The following is a 15982-nucleotide window of genomic DNA, read 5'->3' on the forward strand; positions in this document are numbered from 1 at the left end:
AACGTATTGTAACAAGAGAGAATTGGATGTCTAAAGCGGAATCATCTTCCAGAAAGTTAAGCTTTATTATTATTGGCCTCGTTTTTGTGGTTTGGCTATATAGCTTGTGGGCTGATCGAGTAACACCAATCACTGGCACCGCTCGGATTCATTCTTATCTTGTCCGTATTACTCCAGAGGTTTCGGGGAACCTAACTGAAATCCATGTTCGTAATAATCAAGTCGTTAATGCTGGTGATGTGCTTTTCGAAATTGATCCAAGAGATTATCAAATTAATCTGCGTTCAGCCGAAGCAAACTTAGCCATTGCTGGCCAAAACATTGGAGCCAACACAGCGGCTGTTGAAGTGGCACAAGCTAAGGTCATTGAATCACTCGCAGCTCGTGACAACGCAAGAGAACAAGCAGCTCGCGTAACCGAGCTCGCCGCAAAAGGGGTATTGAGTAAATCTGAGCTAGACAACGCCATCGAAGCCAAAGCACGAGCTCAAGCCACATTAGAGGCAGCAGAAGCGTCCTTAGCTCAAGCCAAGCATAATCTTGGTCCCGAAGGGCAAGATAATCCCCAGATTCTCGCAGCTATAGCAAATCTAGAAAAAGCGCAACTCGACTTACAACGAACGAAAGTGATTGCTCCATCAAAGGGGATCGTTTCTAACTTACAACTCACTGTTGGGCAAAAAGCGACGACTGGCTCACCTCTTGTCACTTTCATTGATCCGAGAGGCGTGTGGGTATCAGCGCTTGTTCGCGAAAACTCACTCGAGCATGTTCGTGCGGGACAAAAAACAAAGATTGTGTTGGATGCTTTACCTGGCAGAGTGTTTGAAGGGCGAGTAGAAAGCATTGGTTGGGGTACTGGTGGCAGTAACGACGTCGATCCGACAACTGGCTTTTTGGTTGCAGACAATAATTCCTTAAACGCACAGCGCTATCCTGTAAATATTGTTTTTGAAGGCGGAGATATTCCCGAAAACGTACGTTATGGTTCGAAAGCAACGGTCGCTTTTTTAACTGAGCAAAGCACCTTTGGAGAGTGGCTGGCCTCTTTCTGGATGAGAGTGTTGAGTATCTGGACTTATGTTTCATAGTTCAGCAAACCCAATCATTAGATTGGTTTTCACTCCGATTCTTTTACTGTTTTACTTACAGTATTCAGGTGCACCTACTCCCTTTATCGCGCCAATATTCGTTGTGATTTTTCTAACACTGATGCCATCTAAACCCCCGTTCAACATGATGTTGAAATTGCTGGTAATACTCTCACTTCTCAGCTTTGGCATCGTAACTTTAGCAGGAGCGCTCATGAGCTCTCCTAGTGGCTTCTTACTGTTTACTTGGTCACTTCTCTGTTGGAGTTATTACCGAAGTCATCGCGATCCCAAAGACATCGTTTCGACACTCACTTTGATTGTTGTATTGATTATCGTGGTCACAAGCCAACAAATGGGGTTGTCGCTTGAGGGGTTGCCATGGGTCTTATTTACTAGTTTCATTGTTGCGTTGGTTGCCACATATATTAGCTTTTGGCTATTCCCTGGGGACGAAAAAGATATACAACCAGACCAAACCACTCTTGATGGTGCAAACGAACATATCGGGCTTATCGTCTTTAAAGCAACCGCATTGTGTGTTGTTTTGTACGCGCTAATATCATCTGGAAGCTCTCAAACGCTATTGATCGCAATAACATTTGGCAGCATGATTAAGCACCCAATTAATCAAGACAGTCATTCCTTTGGGCGGTATCGAATTATCACTACAAGCCTAGGGATCTTGTTTACTATTCCATGCATGCTTGCAGTAGCCACAGGTGCACCTACTTACGTTGTACTTGGCGTTACCATCTTTTTTGGCCTGCAACTAGCGTGTTTTGCAATACGTCGACAGACACACTTAACCATCTATCAATTGCTTTTTACTAACTTCACTGTGCTGACTTACCAGATTATTAACAATACGGGCATCGAATCATTTTCTGCTCAAATGACTCGATTCGTCTCTATTTCTATCGCTATAGTTCTAGGGGTACTGGTTCTCAATTTATTTAGATCAGAGCAAGAGGTAAAATAACTGCAGCCTCTCTTTCTTAAACTAAAGCGGCTGAGCGATATGAGCTTTCTCATTGAACGAAGCTTGAATAAGTAAAAAAGCATCGATTTTATAATCACATACAGAAGATTACTCCCTCCCAATAAACATTAACGTCCAATCAGAAGAGAAGAATTTTTCAAGTAAAAAACAAGACTCGAATTGAGTCTTGTTTATAAATGTGGTCTGGATGAATACGGTTATGGCGTCGCTTTAAAATCGCGGATTAGCTTCTCCCGATACGCCGTAACAACCCTCATGATAGAGTCTTTTACATCCCCTATTTGCTTAGAGGGTTGACACCAAAGGCCAAAACCAAACTTAAAGCCTTCTAGTAATTCACAGACTTCAACGGGCTCTATATCATTATTAGAAAATTCCGAATGAGCCAGCGTTCTAGGAAGAACTGCCCACCCTAGCCCTGCTTCAACCATTTTTACAACAAGAGCCAACTGATCGACTTCTTCATGATTCGAACTGACGATAACTTTTTCACCCATTCCTTCTTCAATGAAAGATCGCAACACAAATTGCTTGCTATTCCTCAACGCAGTTAACACTCGGTCGGGTGCCATAGAAGCCAGTTCACCACCTTTCTGGACAAAGGGAACAAATTCGAAGTGACCTAAAAACGTCGAGTCTAGACTGTGTATTGCACGGCTATCATGCACATTGACAATACCGAACTGGTACTCACCAGTCGCTAAACCTTCTTTGATCTCGTTACGGTTACGAACAAAAAAGTTAACTCGCATCATCGGAAAATCTGCCGCTAATTGAACACGAAGTAACACCAGCAAACGATGTGGGATGGCACTAGAATAGGCAATGCTGACACTCTCTAAGCCACCATGAGCAAGGCTCAATGCAACTTTGTCGAACGTACGGGCTTGTTCAATTGTTTGCTTTGCATAGTGGTAAAGAAGGCGAGCATCTTCAGTGGGTTCTACGGAACGGCCAACCCGATTAAACAAGCTCACAGCAAGTAAATCTTCTAAATTCGTAATAACCTGCCCGATGGTTGTTCTGTGCTTATTCAATTTTACAGCAGCCTTGCTAAACGAAAGCTCCTCGTAAACAGCAACGAATGCCAATAGTTGTTCAAGACTAAAATTCATAGGTTTTCTTATATCTTAGGGCTACATGGCTAAACTATCACAAGTTATTGAGAATGCTAGCTCGGAAGAGCGACTGTTGACCCGAGGCTTTTATCTTCATCATTAGATACGTAGTTATTCCGCACGTAAATGCGAAAACTTATCGCACTCACACTCCCCTTAAAGCACGTTCGACATTAGACGTAACTCATTACGAACTCTCTAAAAAAATACATTGATGGATTTGATCCTACAAAAGCGATTGTTACATTTGTAGGATTTCTCTTATCTTTGCATTCATCAAATAAATAGAGAAAAGCACTATGAACTCAATGCCACATGAGCTTGTGTGGGGTGAAGTTTACTTCCCACCCTTGTTGCTGGTTATTGCATTGGCTTACATTCTCACCATTTTGGTTGGAACCGTTGCAACAAAATTAGGGGTACACAAATACGTTGCGTTTCCAGCACTTGCTGAGCTGAGCCTAATTGTGATTTTTACTGGCGTTATTGGTCGATTCATAACCATCTTTTGAGGCAAATTCCGTGATAAAACGTTATCTAATCACATTTTTATTACTGTGTTCCGCTGGCACTGTGATTTTCAGTTACTACCAATCATACTCAAACAATCCTTGGACTAGAGATGGTCATGTCAGCGCGTACATTGTGTCTATAACGCCCCGTGTAACCGGGCAAGTCATCAAGGTATATGTTGAAGACAACTCCCAAGTTAATGCGGGCGACTTACTGTTTGAGATTGACCCAAGCATTTATAAAGCGGCGTACCACAAAGCGCTAGCAGCTCAAAAGCAAGCCATTGCATTACTAGCAAAGGCCAAAAATGAAGAGCAGCGAGCACTTAAGTTAGAAAAGCGCACACCTGGCGCTGTACCTGTACTGACATTGAATAACCTAGACAATGCGGTGGAGACAGCCGTTGCCAACGTAGAACTCGCGAAAGCCAATGTTGAAGAAGCCAAGCTAAACCTTGATTACACCAAGGTGTACGCTCCAACAAATGGTTACATCACTAATTTTAATCTGCGCACCGGCTCCCAAGTTGTCGCAAACTCACCAGTTGTAGCATTAATTGATGAAGACAGCTTTTGGATCGAAGGCTATTTCAAAGAAACGGATTTAGTTGGTGTTGATCCACGAGATAAAGCATACGTGACCTTAATGATGCACGACGAAATGGTGCTGGAAGGTAAAATCAAGAGCATTGGTTATGGCATCGCGAAGCAAGACGGTAGTACAGGTAACAACCTTCTGCCTAATGTGAATCCTAATTTTCAGTGGATACGCTTAGCTCAACGCATTCCAATTAAAGTGAAATTAGACAACTTACCAAAAGATTTTCAACTACGCGTCGGTATGACGGCATCCATCAAAATAATCAAACAATAAGTGCGGTGAAATGTATGTTTAATGCCTCAACCAAAGAAGCAATTAAAGCTGCGCTGTCTATCGTTATCGCAATCTGCCTCGCCTTATGGTTTCAATGGGAGAAACCCTATTGGGCAGCGATCGCCGTCGCGGTAATGGCATTAAATGAAAGCTTCGCTCACTCGATAAACAAAGGTCATAACCGCCTAGTGGGAACCCTACTGGGCATTGGCTATGCCTTTTTCCTCATCACAGCATTTTCTCAAGATCGCTTCTTGTTCCTGACTTTTTTTACCCTATTTTTAGGTGTATGCATTTTCATGTCGAGCGACGAAAAGTACGGTTATGTGTTCTCCATAGGCTTTGCGGTGTGCTCTATCATCGCTTGTATGGGAGGGTTTGATAGTCAGGTGACATTCCATTGCGCAGTACTTCGAATGCAGGAAACTATTCTTGGCATCATTACCTTCTCCGTTGTTTATCGTTTGGTTTGGCCAGTGAATACTGAAGAGAATTTCATTCAACGCTTTGAGAGCAGCCGTGAGGTGTTGCTTAAAGCTATAGACAAACCAAATGACATTGATATTGATGCCCTTGAAACCAACACAGCAAACATTGAGAAGATGTGCCAACTACTGGGATTACCGCTCACGGGCAGTTACCACCTCAAAGAACATCGAAAGCTGTGGCATCAGCGCCTCGAAGAGATGAAACGTATTCAAGAACGATTACTTGAACAAGTGGAAAAGCCCCACTGTGATGATATTGACTGGAAACCTGTGGCTCAAAACCTGACGCTACTTAATATCGCTCAGCCAACCACGCATCTAATTGGTCGTACCTTATTGACAGAACAAGTGAAACAGAAAACATCTTGGCATCGTGAACACCGGACTTTCATACAGCACTTGAAAGAAGACCGCAGAAAGGTTTTGCAAGGCCTATCGATGTTTATCACCTCGTTATTGGTTTGGATTTATCTCCCTGTACCAGGTGGGTTTATCTTCCCTATGTTGGCCGGTGTCTTTTCATCAATAGTACCTACAATGCCTCCTAGCGTTGTTAAAGATGCCTTCTTTGGCGTTTTGGGAACAGGTTCAGTGATACTGCTGCAATACATCTTCTTGATGCCCATGATGACTGAGCTATGGCAACTAGGGTTATTTTATTTCATCAATATTATTTTGATTTGGGAGGTATTTTCTACACCACAGCTGATGATCCATAGAGTCTTAGGCGTCAATTTATTGGTGGTATTAACCTCAGGCGCACTTAACTTGACCCCGGAGTATCGTATCGAAACACCTTTACTCATGCTGGTAAACATCATGCTCATTTTGATGATCGCCAAGTTATTTAATGACCTGTTTCATCCCCGCGTAACCGCTTAAACAAGTAATTAAACTTAATAAGGAAATGCTTTGAACAATGGTTAGATCAAATTACATAATGGCAAATAACACCGCCCGAAAAGGTAAAAATTAAAGACCAAACCAACACACTTTGAACAGGAAACATATGAAATATCAGCAGTGGGAATACTTTAATATCACGAAATGAGAATAATATTTGAGGTTGAAGATCCCAACATGTAGCTAAAGATGCGCCTCTTTTGAGCCGAGGATGCTTGATCAAATACTCAGCATAGGATGAATAAACCGTCCACAACCCTAACAGCCCAAATAACTCGATGAGAGAAATAACTTCCAGACTAAATGGCAATAGTGAAGGCCCACCAATGAGTAAGATAATTGCGAAGATCCACATCTTATTTTTCATTACACATCCTTGTTGCTGATTTACGCTTATGTATTACCAATAACAACACCAAGTAAAAGCTGTTGGCCATAAAAACGCAACCCAACGTTGAACTTTTCATGTCAAGCGCTGGGTTGTGTTTTTTTAAGTACTTTTAAATGTAAAATCAGTCAGTTAAACTAGATCGAAGGACAGTTTCCTTTTTCTGCCATGTCTACTTTTAGTACTTCTGCTTTACCTTTGCTTTCGTCCACGAGTTCTACGCCCGCACCACCAACAAATACACCCATTTTAATGTATTGATTAACGAAATAATTACGGCCCTCTTCCGTTAAGATAGTTAAGTGATTTTCAGAAAACTCAGACTCTGTACTTACTTGATGTTCTTTATTGCCTTCGACCTCATGGTAGAAGAATACACCAGGAGCTGTTTCACCAATACATTCCCCATCGACGTAAACATACTTTTTAAGCGCTGCTCCGACAAAAGCATCTTCTCGATAAATGTAAATCCCTGCGTTCCCCTTTTGAGGTGCTTCAAATGATTTCATTTGATTTGATACTGTCGAATCAACAGTAGGAACAGAAGCACAACCTGACAAACCCAAAAGGAATGCGGAACACAGAATTACTTTATTTTTCATGTTATTAACCTAGCTACGATAAAATCGCGCCAACCATACTATAAATAAATACGTTCACTTATTGGTATTTATGAAATTTGTGATTCAACCTATGCAATAGCACTCATTTTACGTATAGGTTGAGCAAACATTAGCCATATAAAAATCACGAGAATAAAATGCCCTGTATCTAACGATCACTAAATGCCACTTTACTCGCTAGACTGATAAGCAGAATACCCGAAACACCTTCAAGAGTTCTAGAGTAACGCTGAGAGTGTGAACGACTAAATACCCAATTCCCCACAGATGCGTACAAAACGTTACATGTCGTCGCAAGTGCGCTGAACAGCAAGCCAAGTACTAATAATTGCATTGATGTTGAGCTTGCAGACGTATCAATAAATTGAGGCAGAAACGAGAGGAAGAATAACGCTACTTTTGGATTCAACACGCTGACAATAACCCCCTGAACAAACACATTTTTATTATTATCAACATTTTTGTTTTCAACGATTTTACTTTCTCCACGCCACATGGACAGTAACGACTGAACACCTAAATAAACTAGGTAAGCAGCCCCTAACCATTTAACAACGCTAAAAGCCAAAGATGAACTCAGAATTATTGCTGACAAACCTAAACATGCCGCTAGTGTATGAAAAAAGTAACCAACACCAAGCCCCAGAGCCGCTTTCAGCCCAGCAGATAATTTACCTTTCATTGTATTGGAAACAATATAAATTACATCAGGTCCAGGAATCATGTTGATAGCGAGACAAGCGACAACAAATAATAATAGTGAGTTTGAATCCATTCTTTTCTCCAAATTAACGTCTTGCGGGATAACATCTCATCGAACTATAAGTAATGCAACGTCTAGGTTTCCGTTGGTTATCAAGGCGTTGACCGTAGTTCATTAACGTGCCTGCCATCGCAGGCCCGGGGCTAGCTATAGCTGATACGACAATCAGTGAATAATTTATCCCTTCCATTTTTACTCTAAGCCTCCACATGGAGTTTTATCAACGCTTATCGCGGAATGCCCTATTTAATCGACATCAGAAGCGTAATCCTGATTAACGCGCCAAGTGTCACGAATCAAGCTGGGGCTCTCTGGTATTTTACTGCTCCAAAATAACATCAAATCCACCATAAATGAGACGCTTTCCATCAAAGGGCATTGGGTTATTCTCAGGACTCATTCGAGGATCCCCAATGATCCGCTGCCACCCTGAGTCTCGAACTTCTTTTGAAGGCCAGACTACCCATGAAAACACAACGGTTTCGTTGCTTTCAGCTTTAACTGCCATGGGAAATGATGTGCTCTCACCGTCTGGTACTTCACTTCCCCACGTCTCAATAACCTTTAAGGCCCCAAACTCCCTAAACATTTCTGCTGCAATTTTTGCGTGTGCGATATACTTTTCTTTATTCGCTGTCGGTACTGCAGCGACAAACCCATCAATGTATGACATAAGTAAACTCCTTTCATTAGAGTTATAACCATAGCTCAATAAAAAGAGTGCACATGATGCCAAACCATAGAAGCAGGTACGTAATACAGCTTGAGAGCTACATTCCTAGCTTGGACTTTATATGCATATTTGAAAGGTATGTGTTTGGATCAAGCTTGGTTAGCATATTTATAATCTCCAAAACACTCGAATACTCAATACGTTCCTCTTCAGCATGCCCGATCCCACCTATTGTAAAGTGAGTAAAGCGGTAATCACGATAAACGTTTTGCAGCTGGCTAGAAATATCTTTGAGTAATCTTTTACTGAGGGCGAATGCAGGGTATTCACTACTTTCTGAAAGCTCTGCTGTAGAGCCAATAGATACAATATTGCATTTATCGTTAAGTGAACCTAAAGCGTTAAGCTCATTGACTAAATTAAGATACCCAATCGGGCCAACATGCATAAACTCAATCAGTTCGTTTGTTGTCAATTTTGAAGACTCTCCCCACATCGACGCCAAATAAACTATGATGTCAAACTTTACACCTTTGAAGCACGTGTAATCTGGTTTTTTCTCCGGACTAACATCAATACGAACAGAAGCTACTCCATCCTCAACTAGCTTTGATCTAGAAATAGTATAAGTTTCTGTACCCTGTAAGTTCGTAGCCAAGAACCTTCCTAGACCCTTGCTACCTCCAACAATTAAAATCTGCATAACCCTATTCCTTGGTTAAGGTTGTCTTTCATATTGTCCGCCAAACTGTGCATTAGGCATCACTTTAACGTTTCTATTGTTTGTCTCTGACCCTACTTAGTTCTATCTTCAATTTCATCGAATGGTTCAACTGAAATACGCTCTGCAATTTCACTCATCTTCTTCATTTTTTCTGGGTTACTAGTTTCCCAAAACCGCTCCCAGTCTTCACGTGTTCGCCACTTGGCAATAGTTAAAACCTTTTCTGGTACATCATAAGAACGAAGCATAAAACTACCAAACGCCCCATCTACTGACTGATGAATTGAATCTGTCGTTGAACGCCATATATTTTGAAACTCATCCATTTTTTCACTTGGCACACGCCATTCATACACAACTCTAAACATAACACTTCCAGTAAAGTTTCTAGATTTAATACGGCAAAATATCAAGCTCCCTAAACCAGCTTAATAGATGAATAAAGCAACATAGAAGAATCACCTGAAAAACAAAGCGTAAACGCTCTAAATCACTCAGAGGCGATTAGTCATGCACACATTCAAAGATTTCGTATTGACGTTTAACATTGGCTGTTACTTTTCCCCAATGTGAGGCTTGAACTCTTTCCTGATGTTGTTTAAAAGAGGCTTTGTCGACGAACTCCTCATAGACATCAAAACGAAAAGGATTAGTCGGGCTTTGAGTCACAAGAAAAGTAAGGCAGCCCGGCTCTTCTAGCGTGAGCCTTTTGTGAGTTATTAACTCATGTTTTACTAACTCTAAATCCTTCTCCGGAACTAAAATAAAGCCTTTCAATGCTACCTTCGACATATCATCCTCCCGCTCCTATCGTGTAGCGTTTCGTTAAGAAGTAGCCAACACGCCCTCAATCTCAATCATCATATCGCAAATGTGAATCTCACCATGAACTAAAATGCCACGTGTTAGGAATCTATTTCTAATGCCCTATCGACTTGCGAGCATAAGGTTATCTCAACCCTTTCTTTGCCTTTACCGATGTTCTTGCGTTTTAATTGAATTTGGCCGACTTCTGATGTGCGCTTTAAATGAGTGCCACCGCAAGGTACTTGCGCAAACCCATCCACTCTCCAATACCTTCTTTCAGTCTCTTGATCGGAAAAGTCACTAACAATAACTGAATCAGAGTTAATCAAATCTTGCACATCAGTTTCAATTTCTTTCAATAGCGGGCCAATATTTTCTGACCACTCGAAATCTATGCGACTCTTATTTTCAGAAATATGCGCGCCTATCTTAACAATGCGTTCCCGACGCTGATAAAACATCTCGAGCACCACTTCAGCCGCAAAGTGTAGCTTCATTAAGGCGTATCTACGCTTCCAATCAATATTCGTAGTTACAATGTCACCAAGAGTAAAATTTGGAGAGGATTCCAATGTGTAAATAAGTCGAACACCTAACTTTTGAGCAATCAAAACCGGAATACCATTAATCGTTCCTTTATCACTCTCTTGACCTCCAGACTCCGCAAAGAAGATAGTCTGATCCAATTCAACCTTATTTCCGTCTACATTGGTCACTCTTGAGTTAAGTTCTGTTTGGTAGGGATTAACCCAGAATAATTTCTCGCTCATGCTGCTATCCTTGCAGTAAGTCCTATCCTTGATAGTACATTCAGTGTCTACCAAGTCAATCCGAGAAACCTCAACATCAAGTGTAAGGCTACGTATAGAGCGCTGACAGGCTATATCTATTAGATGCTTTTAAGGCTGGATATTAAGCGCTATCCAGAGGTTTAGCTAACAACCCATAAATTGCGGAATCTGATACGACTCCATTCACTTCCCAGCGCTGCCATACTCGTCTAGATTTGATAAACTTGAAACCGCTCGGAGCTAAAACCTTATCAATCTCCAAAATGAAAGCTTCGGAATGCTCTTTATTCATAATTACGTACTGATTCTGATTGCCTAACACCGAATTTAGGTGTGAGCAACGCCACCACCTAAGCGAAGCTGTCCCACCCTGAAAACAAAGCCCGACTTGAACCCAAGCCCCCAGCGCTGTCAATTTCTTAAACAAGCTAGTGAACTACCACCACTGTTCTCACTAACTTATCACCGAGCCGTTGCCTCTTTTTACCAAGAATGAAAATTGAGTCAATAAAACCGAAGAATGGAGTAATAATATTTCTAAAAAGTGACTGAAAAATATTGCACCTTTTACCCGTTCTTGCACTTATAACTGCAATGCCCAAAAGTTTTTTACCCACACTTTGACCATTTGGTAAACAATCAGAAAAAAGGTAATACGATACAGTCGCAGTTACTCCCATAGCGCGAACAAGTTCCTTTTCAATACCGATTTCTAAGCCGCCCCATAAAACGAGAGTAAAAATGCTAAAACTGATAAAAAGATCAATCATTTGTCCAACACACCTAATTCCCGGACTAGCCAAAACGTAATTTTCTAGAGTAAAGTTTTCTACATTTTTCATTTTAAAATTTGGACTAACAATTGTTTATTTGTGGACTAACGTTATGGGATGAGTAACATCCCACCAAAACTAATCCATAGTGCCGTACAGCAGGTCAAACCTAAAGAGCCAAGCATTTTTCTCCCTTTTAAACACTTTACTACACTCGCTCTAAAGACTGGATTGGTAATATTTCAACATCTCTTCTTGATTAAGCGCTTTATTTTCTAACTTTTGTTGATCTTTAAAGATTTGAGCTAATGAAGGGAGAATTGAGCGATTGACTTTATAGTCATCAGACCAAAGTTTCCCTCTCATCACAGCTTTCGCACAATGAAAGTACATACTCTCGATGACTATTTTGATAACAACCTTAGGATCTTTACTTCCATCGGGGCAAGCAGATATCAATTTGGGGTCTGTGTGAATACTTGCAATTCCTTTAATACGCAGTACTTCATCAATACCATTTACCATCAATAACAACCCAACTTTGGGGTTACTAATGATATTTTTTAGACTATCTATACGATTGTTTCCCGAGCTATCAGGGAGCAACAATGTTGATTCATCTAAAACTTTTACGAAGCCAGGTTCCCCTCCTTTCGGAGAGAGATCGATATAGCCTTGTGTATCGGCGGTACTTAGAACTGCAAAATGGCAATTATTAATTAATGTAATCGCATGAACATCCAGGGCAGGCAACGCTTTATTTTTAGCTCTCGCACTTGGCTCTGCGTAAATTTCTTTTAACTGCTCTATTGTTTTAATTTCACTCATTCAATGTTGTCCCTTCACTATCGTATAATGCTTTGCTTGGAAGTAAGCAGAACTCTGACTTCTGCATAGCCACTCAACCTAACGCAAAGTAAAAATGCTACGCGTGCAAATTATCTCTTCAACGCTTTATTATCTAACGACTTAAATTAAAGCCTTTCACTGAATTCCCCACACTGCTTACACTTGTAACCATGCTTGTAAAAGAACAATGGAAAACCCAGTAAAATAAAGACTAAGAAAGCTGGACGCTTACCTTTTGTAAATGCAAATAGCTCTTTACTACCACAGTTAGGGCAAACATCTTTTCCTTCATCAACGGCAAGTTCACTTTCTAATGATTCTGAGAAATCACTGCTAAGTATTTGTTTCGCGTCTTCTGCATCACTTTCGGCCACCATCAGACGAACGCCGCCCATTGCATTTGAATAAAGCCACTGAGTATTCACCGTGTGCTCGTCAGCAATGTGGCTTTCTATTCCGACACTATCTAGGCTTGCTCTCGCAATATGAGCTTCATGAGGAAAAGAAAACCTTGCTACTACAATCACATATTACTCCTTGTGGAAAAGCGCTCTCGTAAGGTATAAGCTACGCGAATTAAAAATGCCACGTGTGGCGTTTCTTTTCAAACAGTTTATTAACCCACTACAGACTAGTACATATACCCTAACCAATCTATATGACCAACAGCCCAAATTTTTCCGCTGATAGGTTTAACATATAAATCATCGACTTGCTCTACAGCAACACCGTAATTTTTATGTTCATGAACTCGCAACCAAGAACTTAGAGAGTTAAGGCGCACATAACCATTAGCCACATAAAAACGATCCAAATCGGAGACTAAAATGATGAAGTCGACATCTTTAGTTGACGCATACTCGCTGAGTTGAGACAACATTGTTGTGCCAATACCTTGCCTTTGAAGTTTGCTCTCGACACAAAAATCACTCACACCTAATACTTTATAAATTTCATCACCGACGCGAACAACTCTGTAGTCTAATCCCATGTAACCAACTAAGTGATCACCTTCGTACTTCAAAACTCTCATATGTGGGAGTTGCTTATAGTAAGAACGGTCAACCTGATGTTCAGGAAACGACTTGTTTCTCAGAGCTTCAATTGCATTATGCTGCGCTTTAGATAACTCGATTTCTGGGTAAATATCCATATTTGACCTTTGAGTATTAATGACCTTTTGGAGGTGAGCAACGCAATACCGAGCCTTCCGCATACCGATTTAATCACTGAGCTCAACGTACAGTTAAAATGCCACGTGTTGAGAATCTATCTTAAACGCTATGTTATGCGCGTGGTTAATACATACCTACATAACCGTCCAGCTTGCGAATTACCCCAATCCAACGCTCGATATTTGGGTAAGTTTCTAGGTTAAAACCACCCTCATCTGCGACATGGGTGTAAGCATATAGTGCGATATCAGCAATAGAAATATTATCACCAACTAAGAACTTAGTTTTTGACAGCTGTAGCTCCATGATTTGTAATGCTTTATGGCCGCCTGATTGTAGTGATTTATATTCTTCTAGACGGTGCTCCGGCATACCTTGATACTTCTGAATAAAACGCGCTACTGCAATATAAGGCTCATGTGAGTATTGCTCAAAGAAAAGCCATTCGTACATTTTTGCTTTTTGATAACTGTCCTTAGGTAGATAAGGTGTATCTTCTGCAAAGTACCCCAATATTGCATTGGACTCACAGAGTACTCGACCGTCATCTAAAACGACTGTCGGGATTTTACCATTTGGATTGAGGGCTAAAAATTCTGTTGTTTTAGTCTCGTTATCTAAGAGATTAACGTGCTTCCATTGGTGCTCAATGCCAAGGAATGACAATAGTAATTTTACTTTTAAGCAGTTACCTGACTGCAAATCTCCATATACAACCATCACACTCTCCATGTTTCAATTCGTAAAAGCGCATAACGCGCAGTTAAGGCATGAACTACGCTACCACCCAAACTAAACGATTTTGCCTTAAACACGAAACCCAACCTCGAACTGAAAATACCAAGCGTTGGGAGTCACTCTAAAATGCTTTGTTAGCTGGCTACTAGCACTGGCTTAATCTATCACGCTCACCTTTATAACCTCCAACCTTTCAACAAGTGCGTCAGCCATTAACTTTAACTTATCCGGCTGTTTTATAGAGTAGGATTTCATTGTTGCTAATACATCAACTCTTAACTTTTCTAACCGATTCGCCTCATTGCCTGTATGGTCTGTGAACACCATCCCTTCTAGCTCACTTAACCATTTGTCAAAAGACTCCGGGTTTTCAGATAGTAAAAGTAAAGTATTCTGAGGCTCAACTTTTAGTGCAACCAACAATAAGGGAGAAACTTCTCCCGAAATAGCTCCGTCTCTACGTTTCCAAATTTCTACCAAAGAAAAAAGCGTAGGAACTATTTTCGAACCGCCTTTTTTTTCAAGGTTTGATTCAATAGATTTGTAGTTTTCTATCATCCAGTTATGTAAGAGACTTACTTCTGGCGTCTTAGCATACAGTAGTCCTGAACAAAAAACAGACACAATTAAGATTGCCATATTCCTTATCATCATTGCTGCTCCAACTGATTAGATATATTTATGGTAATTTTTTTGTAGCTCGCGATTTCAGCAAAAATTTCTTTCAGAGCCGATTTACTATTACCTACATAGTAATGAGATTTAGCCACACTCCCCCACGTTTTACCAGGCATCAAACACCCAAGAGTGTCTTTGTGATAATTTCCGGCATGGATTAGAATAAACGTTCTCCCTGGAACATTTTGTAATTCATATACATTAGGATACTTCGGTGAGCTATAAGGCAATAATTTGTAAGCCCCTGCCTTGATCCTTTTATCGGATCCTTCAGTTATCGAGTCTGGTCCTGCGGGCTCCAATACAAACCAACTTTTACTTACTCCCTCAATCGTCAACTTACCTAAAGTTGTCTCTCCCATTTGATTTGTTCGCTTTAGATTTAGTTTAACTTCATCTAGTTTTTTCATTGCTCTTATCCTAGCTATCAAATCAATGAAATTAACAGAAGAGTATTGTTACAACAGATCCGTTTCATCATTAATAGAGACATCGCTAACTTAAATGAAATTGAGCATTAAGTTTTTTACACCAACTTTAGTGTAGACAGCTAACGCCGCGTTAAGGGACGCTGGCACACGATACAGAAGTGACCACATAACACCCTAACAAATTGAAAATGCCACGTGTGCCAAGTCCCTCTTAAACGCTTTGTTAGGTAATACTTTTACCAAGATCTCAACAAAGTTATGGACGCTGATTCAACTTTATTTTCAGATATGTCGACAACAAAGAAATCTGTATGAACTGCGACTAAATTATTATTCGAGTCGTAGCCGCCAATTACCGGATAGAAACCATCTCCCCCCCCTGAATGGAAAAGAATAAGGTTCTTATCGCTATTAGGCAGTTGTATGTTTGCAAGCCCTTCACGTATTAGTGTTTTTCTGTTCGTTTGATTGAACCAGCAGTCATCTCTACCATTGTCAAAAAGTCCTTCATACCAACTATCTTCCTCGGGCATTACGCATAGTAAAAATGCCACGCGTTGCGAATCACTCTTAAACAGTT

Annotated in this window: 22 protein-coding genes; 5 read left to right on the forward strand and 17 right to left on the reverse strand. The window is 40.7% G+C overall.

Going from position 1 to position 15982, the window contains the following annotated elements:
* Positions 1–26: 26 nt before the first annotated feature.
* Entirely contained in the window at positions 27–1091 is a 1065-nt protein-coding gene (locus tag MTR11_RS08910; protein WP_046875202.1) for an HlyD family secretion protein, read from the forward strand.
* Complete coding sequence (locus MTR11_RS08915) at positions 1081–2073, forward strand: DUF2955 domain-containing protein (RefSeq protein ID WP_243327334.1); 993 nt, start codon at positions 1081–1083, stop codon at positions 2071–2073. Before MTR11_RS08910 ends, MTR11_RS08915 begins: the two co-directional genes overlap by 11 nt.
* Positions 2074–2291: 218 nt before the next feature.
* On the opposite strand, the gene MTR11_RS08920 is transcribed toward MTR11_RS08915, so the two are convergent.
* A complete protein-coding gene (locus MTR11_RS08920; RefSeq protein ID WP_109170209.1) occupies positions 2292–3209 on the reverse strand; it encodes a LysR family transcriptional regulator in 918 nt (305 codons plus the stop codon).
* Positions 3210–3511: 302 nt separating this feature from the next.
* Between MTR11_RS08920 and MTR11_RS08925 the strand changes: the two genes are divergently transcribed.
* From MTR11_RS08925 to MTR11_RS08935, 3 genes are read left to right on the forward strand one after another with little or no spacing between them, the layout of a single operon-like run.
* The gene (locus MTR11_RS08925; RefSeq protein WP_012841753.1) at positions 3512–3724 is read left to right on the forward strand and encodes a DUF1656 domain-containing protein; all 213 of its coding nucleotides are present in this window, start codon (positions 3512–3514) and stop codon (positions 3722–3724) included.
* A gap of 10 nt (positions 3725–3734) precedes the next feature.
* Positions 3735–4598 carry an HlyD family secretion protein gene (locus MTR11_RS08930; protein WP_167426513.1) on the forward strand — a complete coding sequence of 288 codons (864 nt, stop codon included), beginning with the start codon at positions 3735–3737 and terminating at the stop codon, positions 4596–4598.
* Between the two features lie 14 nt (positions 4599–4612).
* Positions 4613–5968, forward strand: a complete 1356-nt coding sequence (locus tag MTR11_RS08935) for an FUSC family protein (protein WP_243327335.1) — start codon at positions 4613–4615, stop codon at positions 5966–5968.
* Between the two features lie 46 nt (positions 5969–6014).
* Here MTR11_RS08935 and MTR11_RS08940 read toward each other — a convergent pair whose 3' ends face one another.
* The 16 genes from MTR11_RS08940 to MTR11_RS24215 form a co-directional block, all read right to left on the reverse strand.
* On the reverse strand, positions 6015–6356 hold the full coding sequence (locus tag MTR11_RS08940) for a hypothetical protein (RefSeq protein WP_243327336.1): 342 nt from the start codon (positions 6354–6356) through the stop codon (positions 6015–6017).
* Between the two features lie 158 nt (positions 6357–6514).
* A complete protein-coding gene (locus tag MTR11_RS08945; protein ID WP_005397344.1) occupies positions 6515–6979 on the reverse strand; it encodes a DUF2846 domain-containing protein in 465 nt (154 codons plus the stop codon).
* Between the two features lie 169 nt (positions 6980–7148).
* Positions 7149–7775, reverse strand: coding sequence for a LysE family translocator (locus MTR11_RS08950; RefSeq protein ID WP_150918836.1), 627 nt, complete (start codon positions 7773–7775; stop codon positions 7149–7151).
* 307 nt (positions 7776–8082) lie between these two features.
* A complete protein-coding gene (locus MTR11_RS08955; RefSeq protein ID WP_104971810.1) occupies positions 8083–8436 on the reverse strand; it encodes a DUF1428 domain-containing protein in 354 nt (117 codons plus the stop codon).
* 97 nt (positions 8437–8533) lie between these two features.
* Complete coding sequence (locus MTR11_RS08960; RefSeq protein WP_104971811.1) at positions 8534–9139, reverse strand: SDR family oxidoreductase; 606 nt, start codon at positions 9137–9139, stop codon at positions 8534–8536.
* A gap of 92 nt (positions 9140–9231) precedes the next feature.
* Entirely contained in the window at positions 9232–9528 is a 297-nt protein-coding gene (locus tag MTR11_RS08965) for an antibiotic biosynthesis monooxygenase family protein (RefSeq protein ID WP_104971812.1), read from the reverse strand.
* A 136-nt stretch (positions 9529–9664) separates the two neighbouring features.
* A complete protein-coding gene (locus MTR11_RS08970; protein ID WP_104971813.1) occupies positions 9665–9952 on the reverse strand; it encodes a putative quinol monooxygenase in 288 nt (95 codons plus the stop codon).
* Between the two features lie 113 nt (positions 9953–10065).
* Complete coding sequence (locus MTR11_RS08975; protein WP_243327337.1) at positions 10066–10737, reverse strand: alanyl-tRNA editing protein; 672 nt, start codon at positions 10735–10737, stop codon at positions 10066–10068.
* A 449-nt stretch (positions 10738–11186) separates the two neighbouring features.
* Positions 11187–11600: an RDD family protein gene (locus tag MTR11_RS08980; RefSeq protein ID WP_134646484.1), complete on the reverse strand. Its 414-nt coding sequence runs from the start codon at positions 11598–11600 to the stop codon at positions 11187–11189.
* Between the two features lie 150 nt (positions 11601–11750).
* The gene (locus tag MTR11_RS08985; RefSeq protein ID WP_182019309.1) at positions 11751–12359 is read right to left on the reverse strand and encodes a pyridoxamine 5'-phosphate oxidase family protein; all 609 of its coding nucleotides are present in this window, start codon (positions 12357–12359) and stop codon (positions 11751–11753) included.
* Positions 12360–12505: 146 nt separating this feature from the next.
* Positions 12506–12907: a DUF2007 domain-containing protein gene (locus MTR11_RS08990; RefSeq protein ID WP_104971817.1), complete on the reverse strand. Its 402-nt coding sequence runs from the start codon at positions 12905–12907 to the stop codon at positions 12506–12508.
* A gap of 104 nt (positions 12908–13011) precedes the next feature.
* The gene (locus MTR11_RS08995) at positions 13012–13533 is read right to left on the reverse strand and encodes a GNAT family N-acetyltransferase (RefSeq protein ID WP_150918844.1); all 522 of its coding nucleotides are present in this window, start codon (positions 13531–13533) and stop codon (positions 13012–13014) included.
* A gap of 145 nt (positions 13534–13678) precedes the next feature.
* A complete protein-coding gene (locus MTR11_RS09005; RefSeq protein WP_150918846.1) occupies positions 13679–14275 on the reverse strand; it encodes a glutathione S-transferase family protein in 597 nt (198 codons plus the stop codon).
* Positions 14276–14449: 174 nt separating this feature from the next.
* A complete protein-coding gene (locus MTR11_RS09010; protein ID WP_146192903.1) occupies positions 14450–14932 on the reverse strand; it encodes a hypothetical protein in 483 nt (160 codons plus the stop codon).
* Between the two features lie 11 nt (positions 14933–14943).
* Positions 14944–15381, reverse strand: a complete 438-nt coding sequence (locus MTR11_RS09015; RefSeq protein WP_041852942.1) for a DUF5675 family protein — start codon at positions 15379–15381, stop codon at positions 14944–14946.
* Between the two features lie 257 nt (positions 15382–15638).
* Entirely contained in the window at positions 15639–15935 is a 297-nt protein-coding gene (locus tag MTR11_RS24215; protein ID WP_413777592.1) for a DUF4241 domain-containing protein, read from the reverse strand.
* Between the last annotated feature and the right edge of the window lie 47 nt (positions 15936–15982).

Origin of the sequence: Vibrio sp. CCB-PB317 (assembly GCF_022808245.1) — a bacterium.
Lineage (GTDB): Bacteria > Pseudomonadota > Gammaproteobacteria > Enterobacterales > Vibrionaceae > Vibrio > Vibrio diabolicus.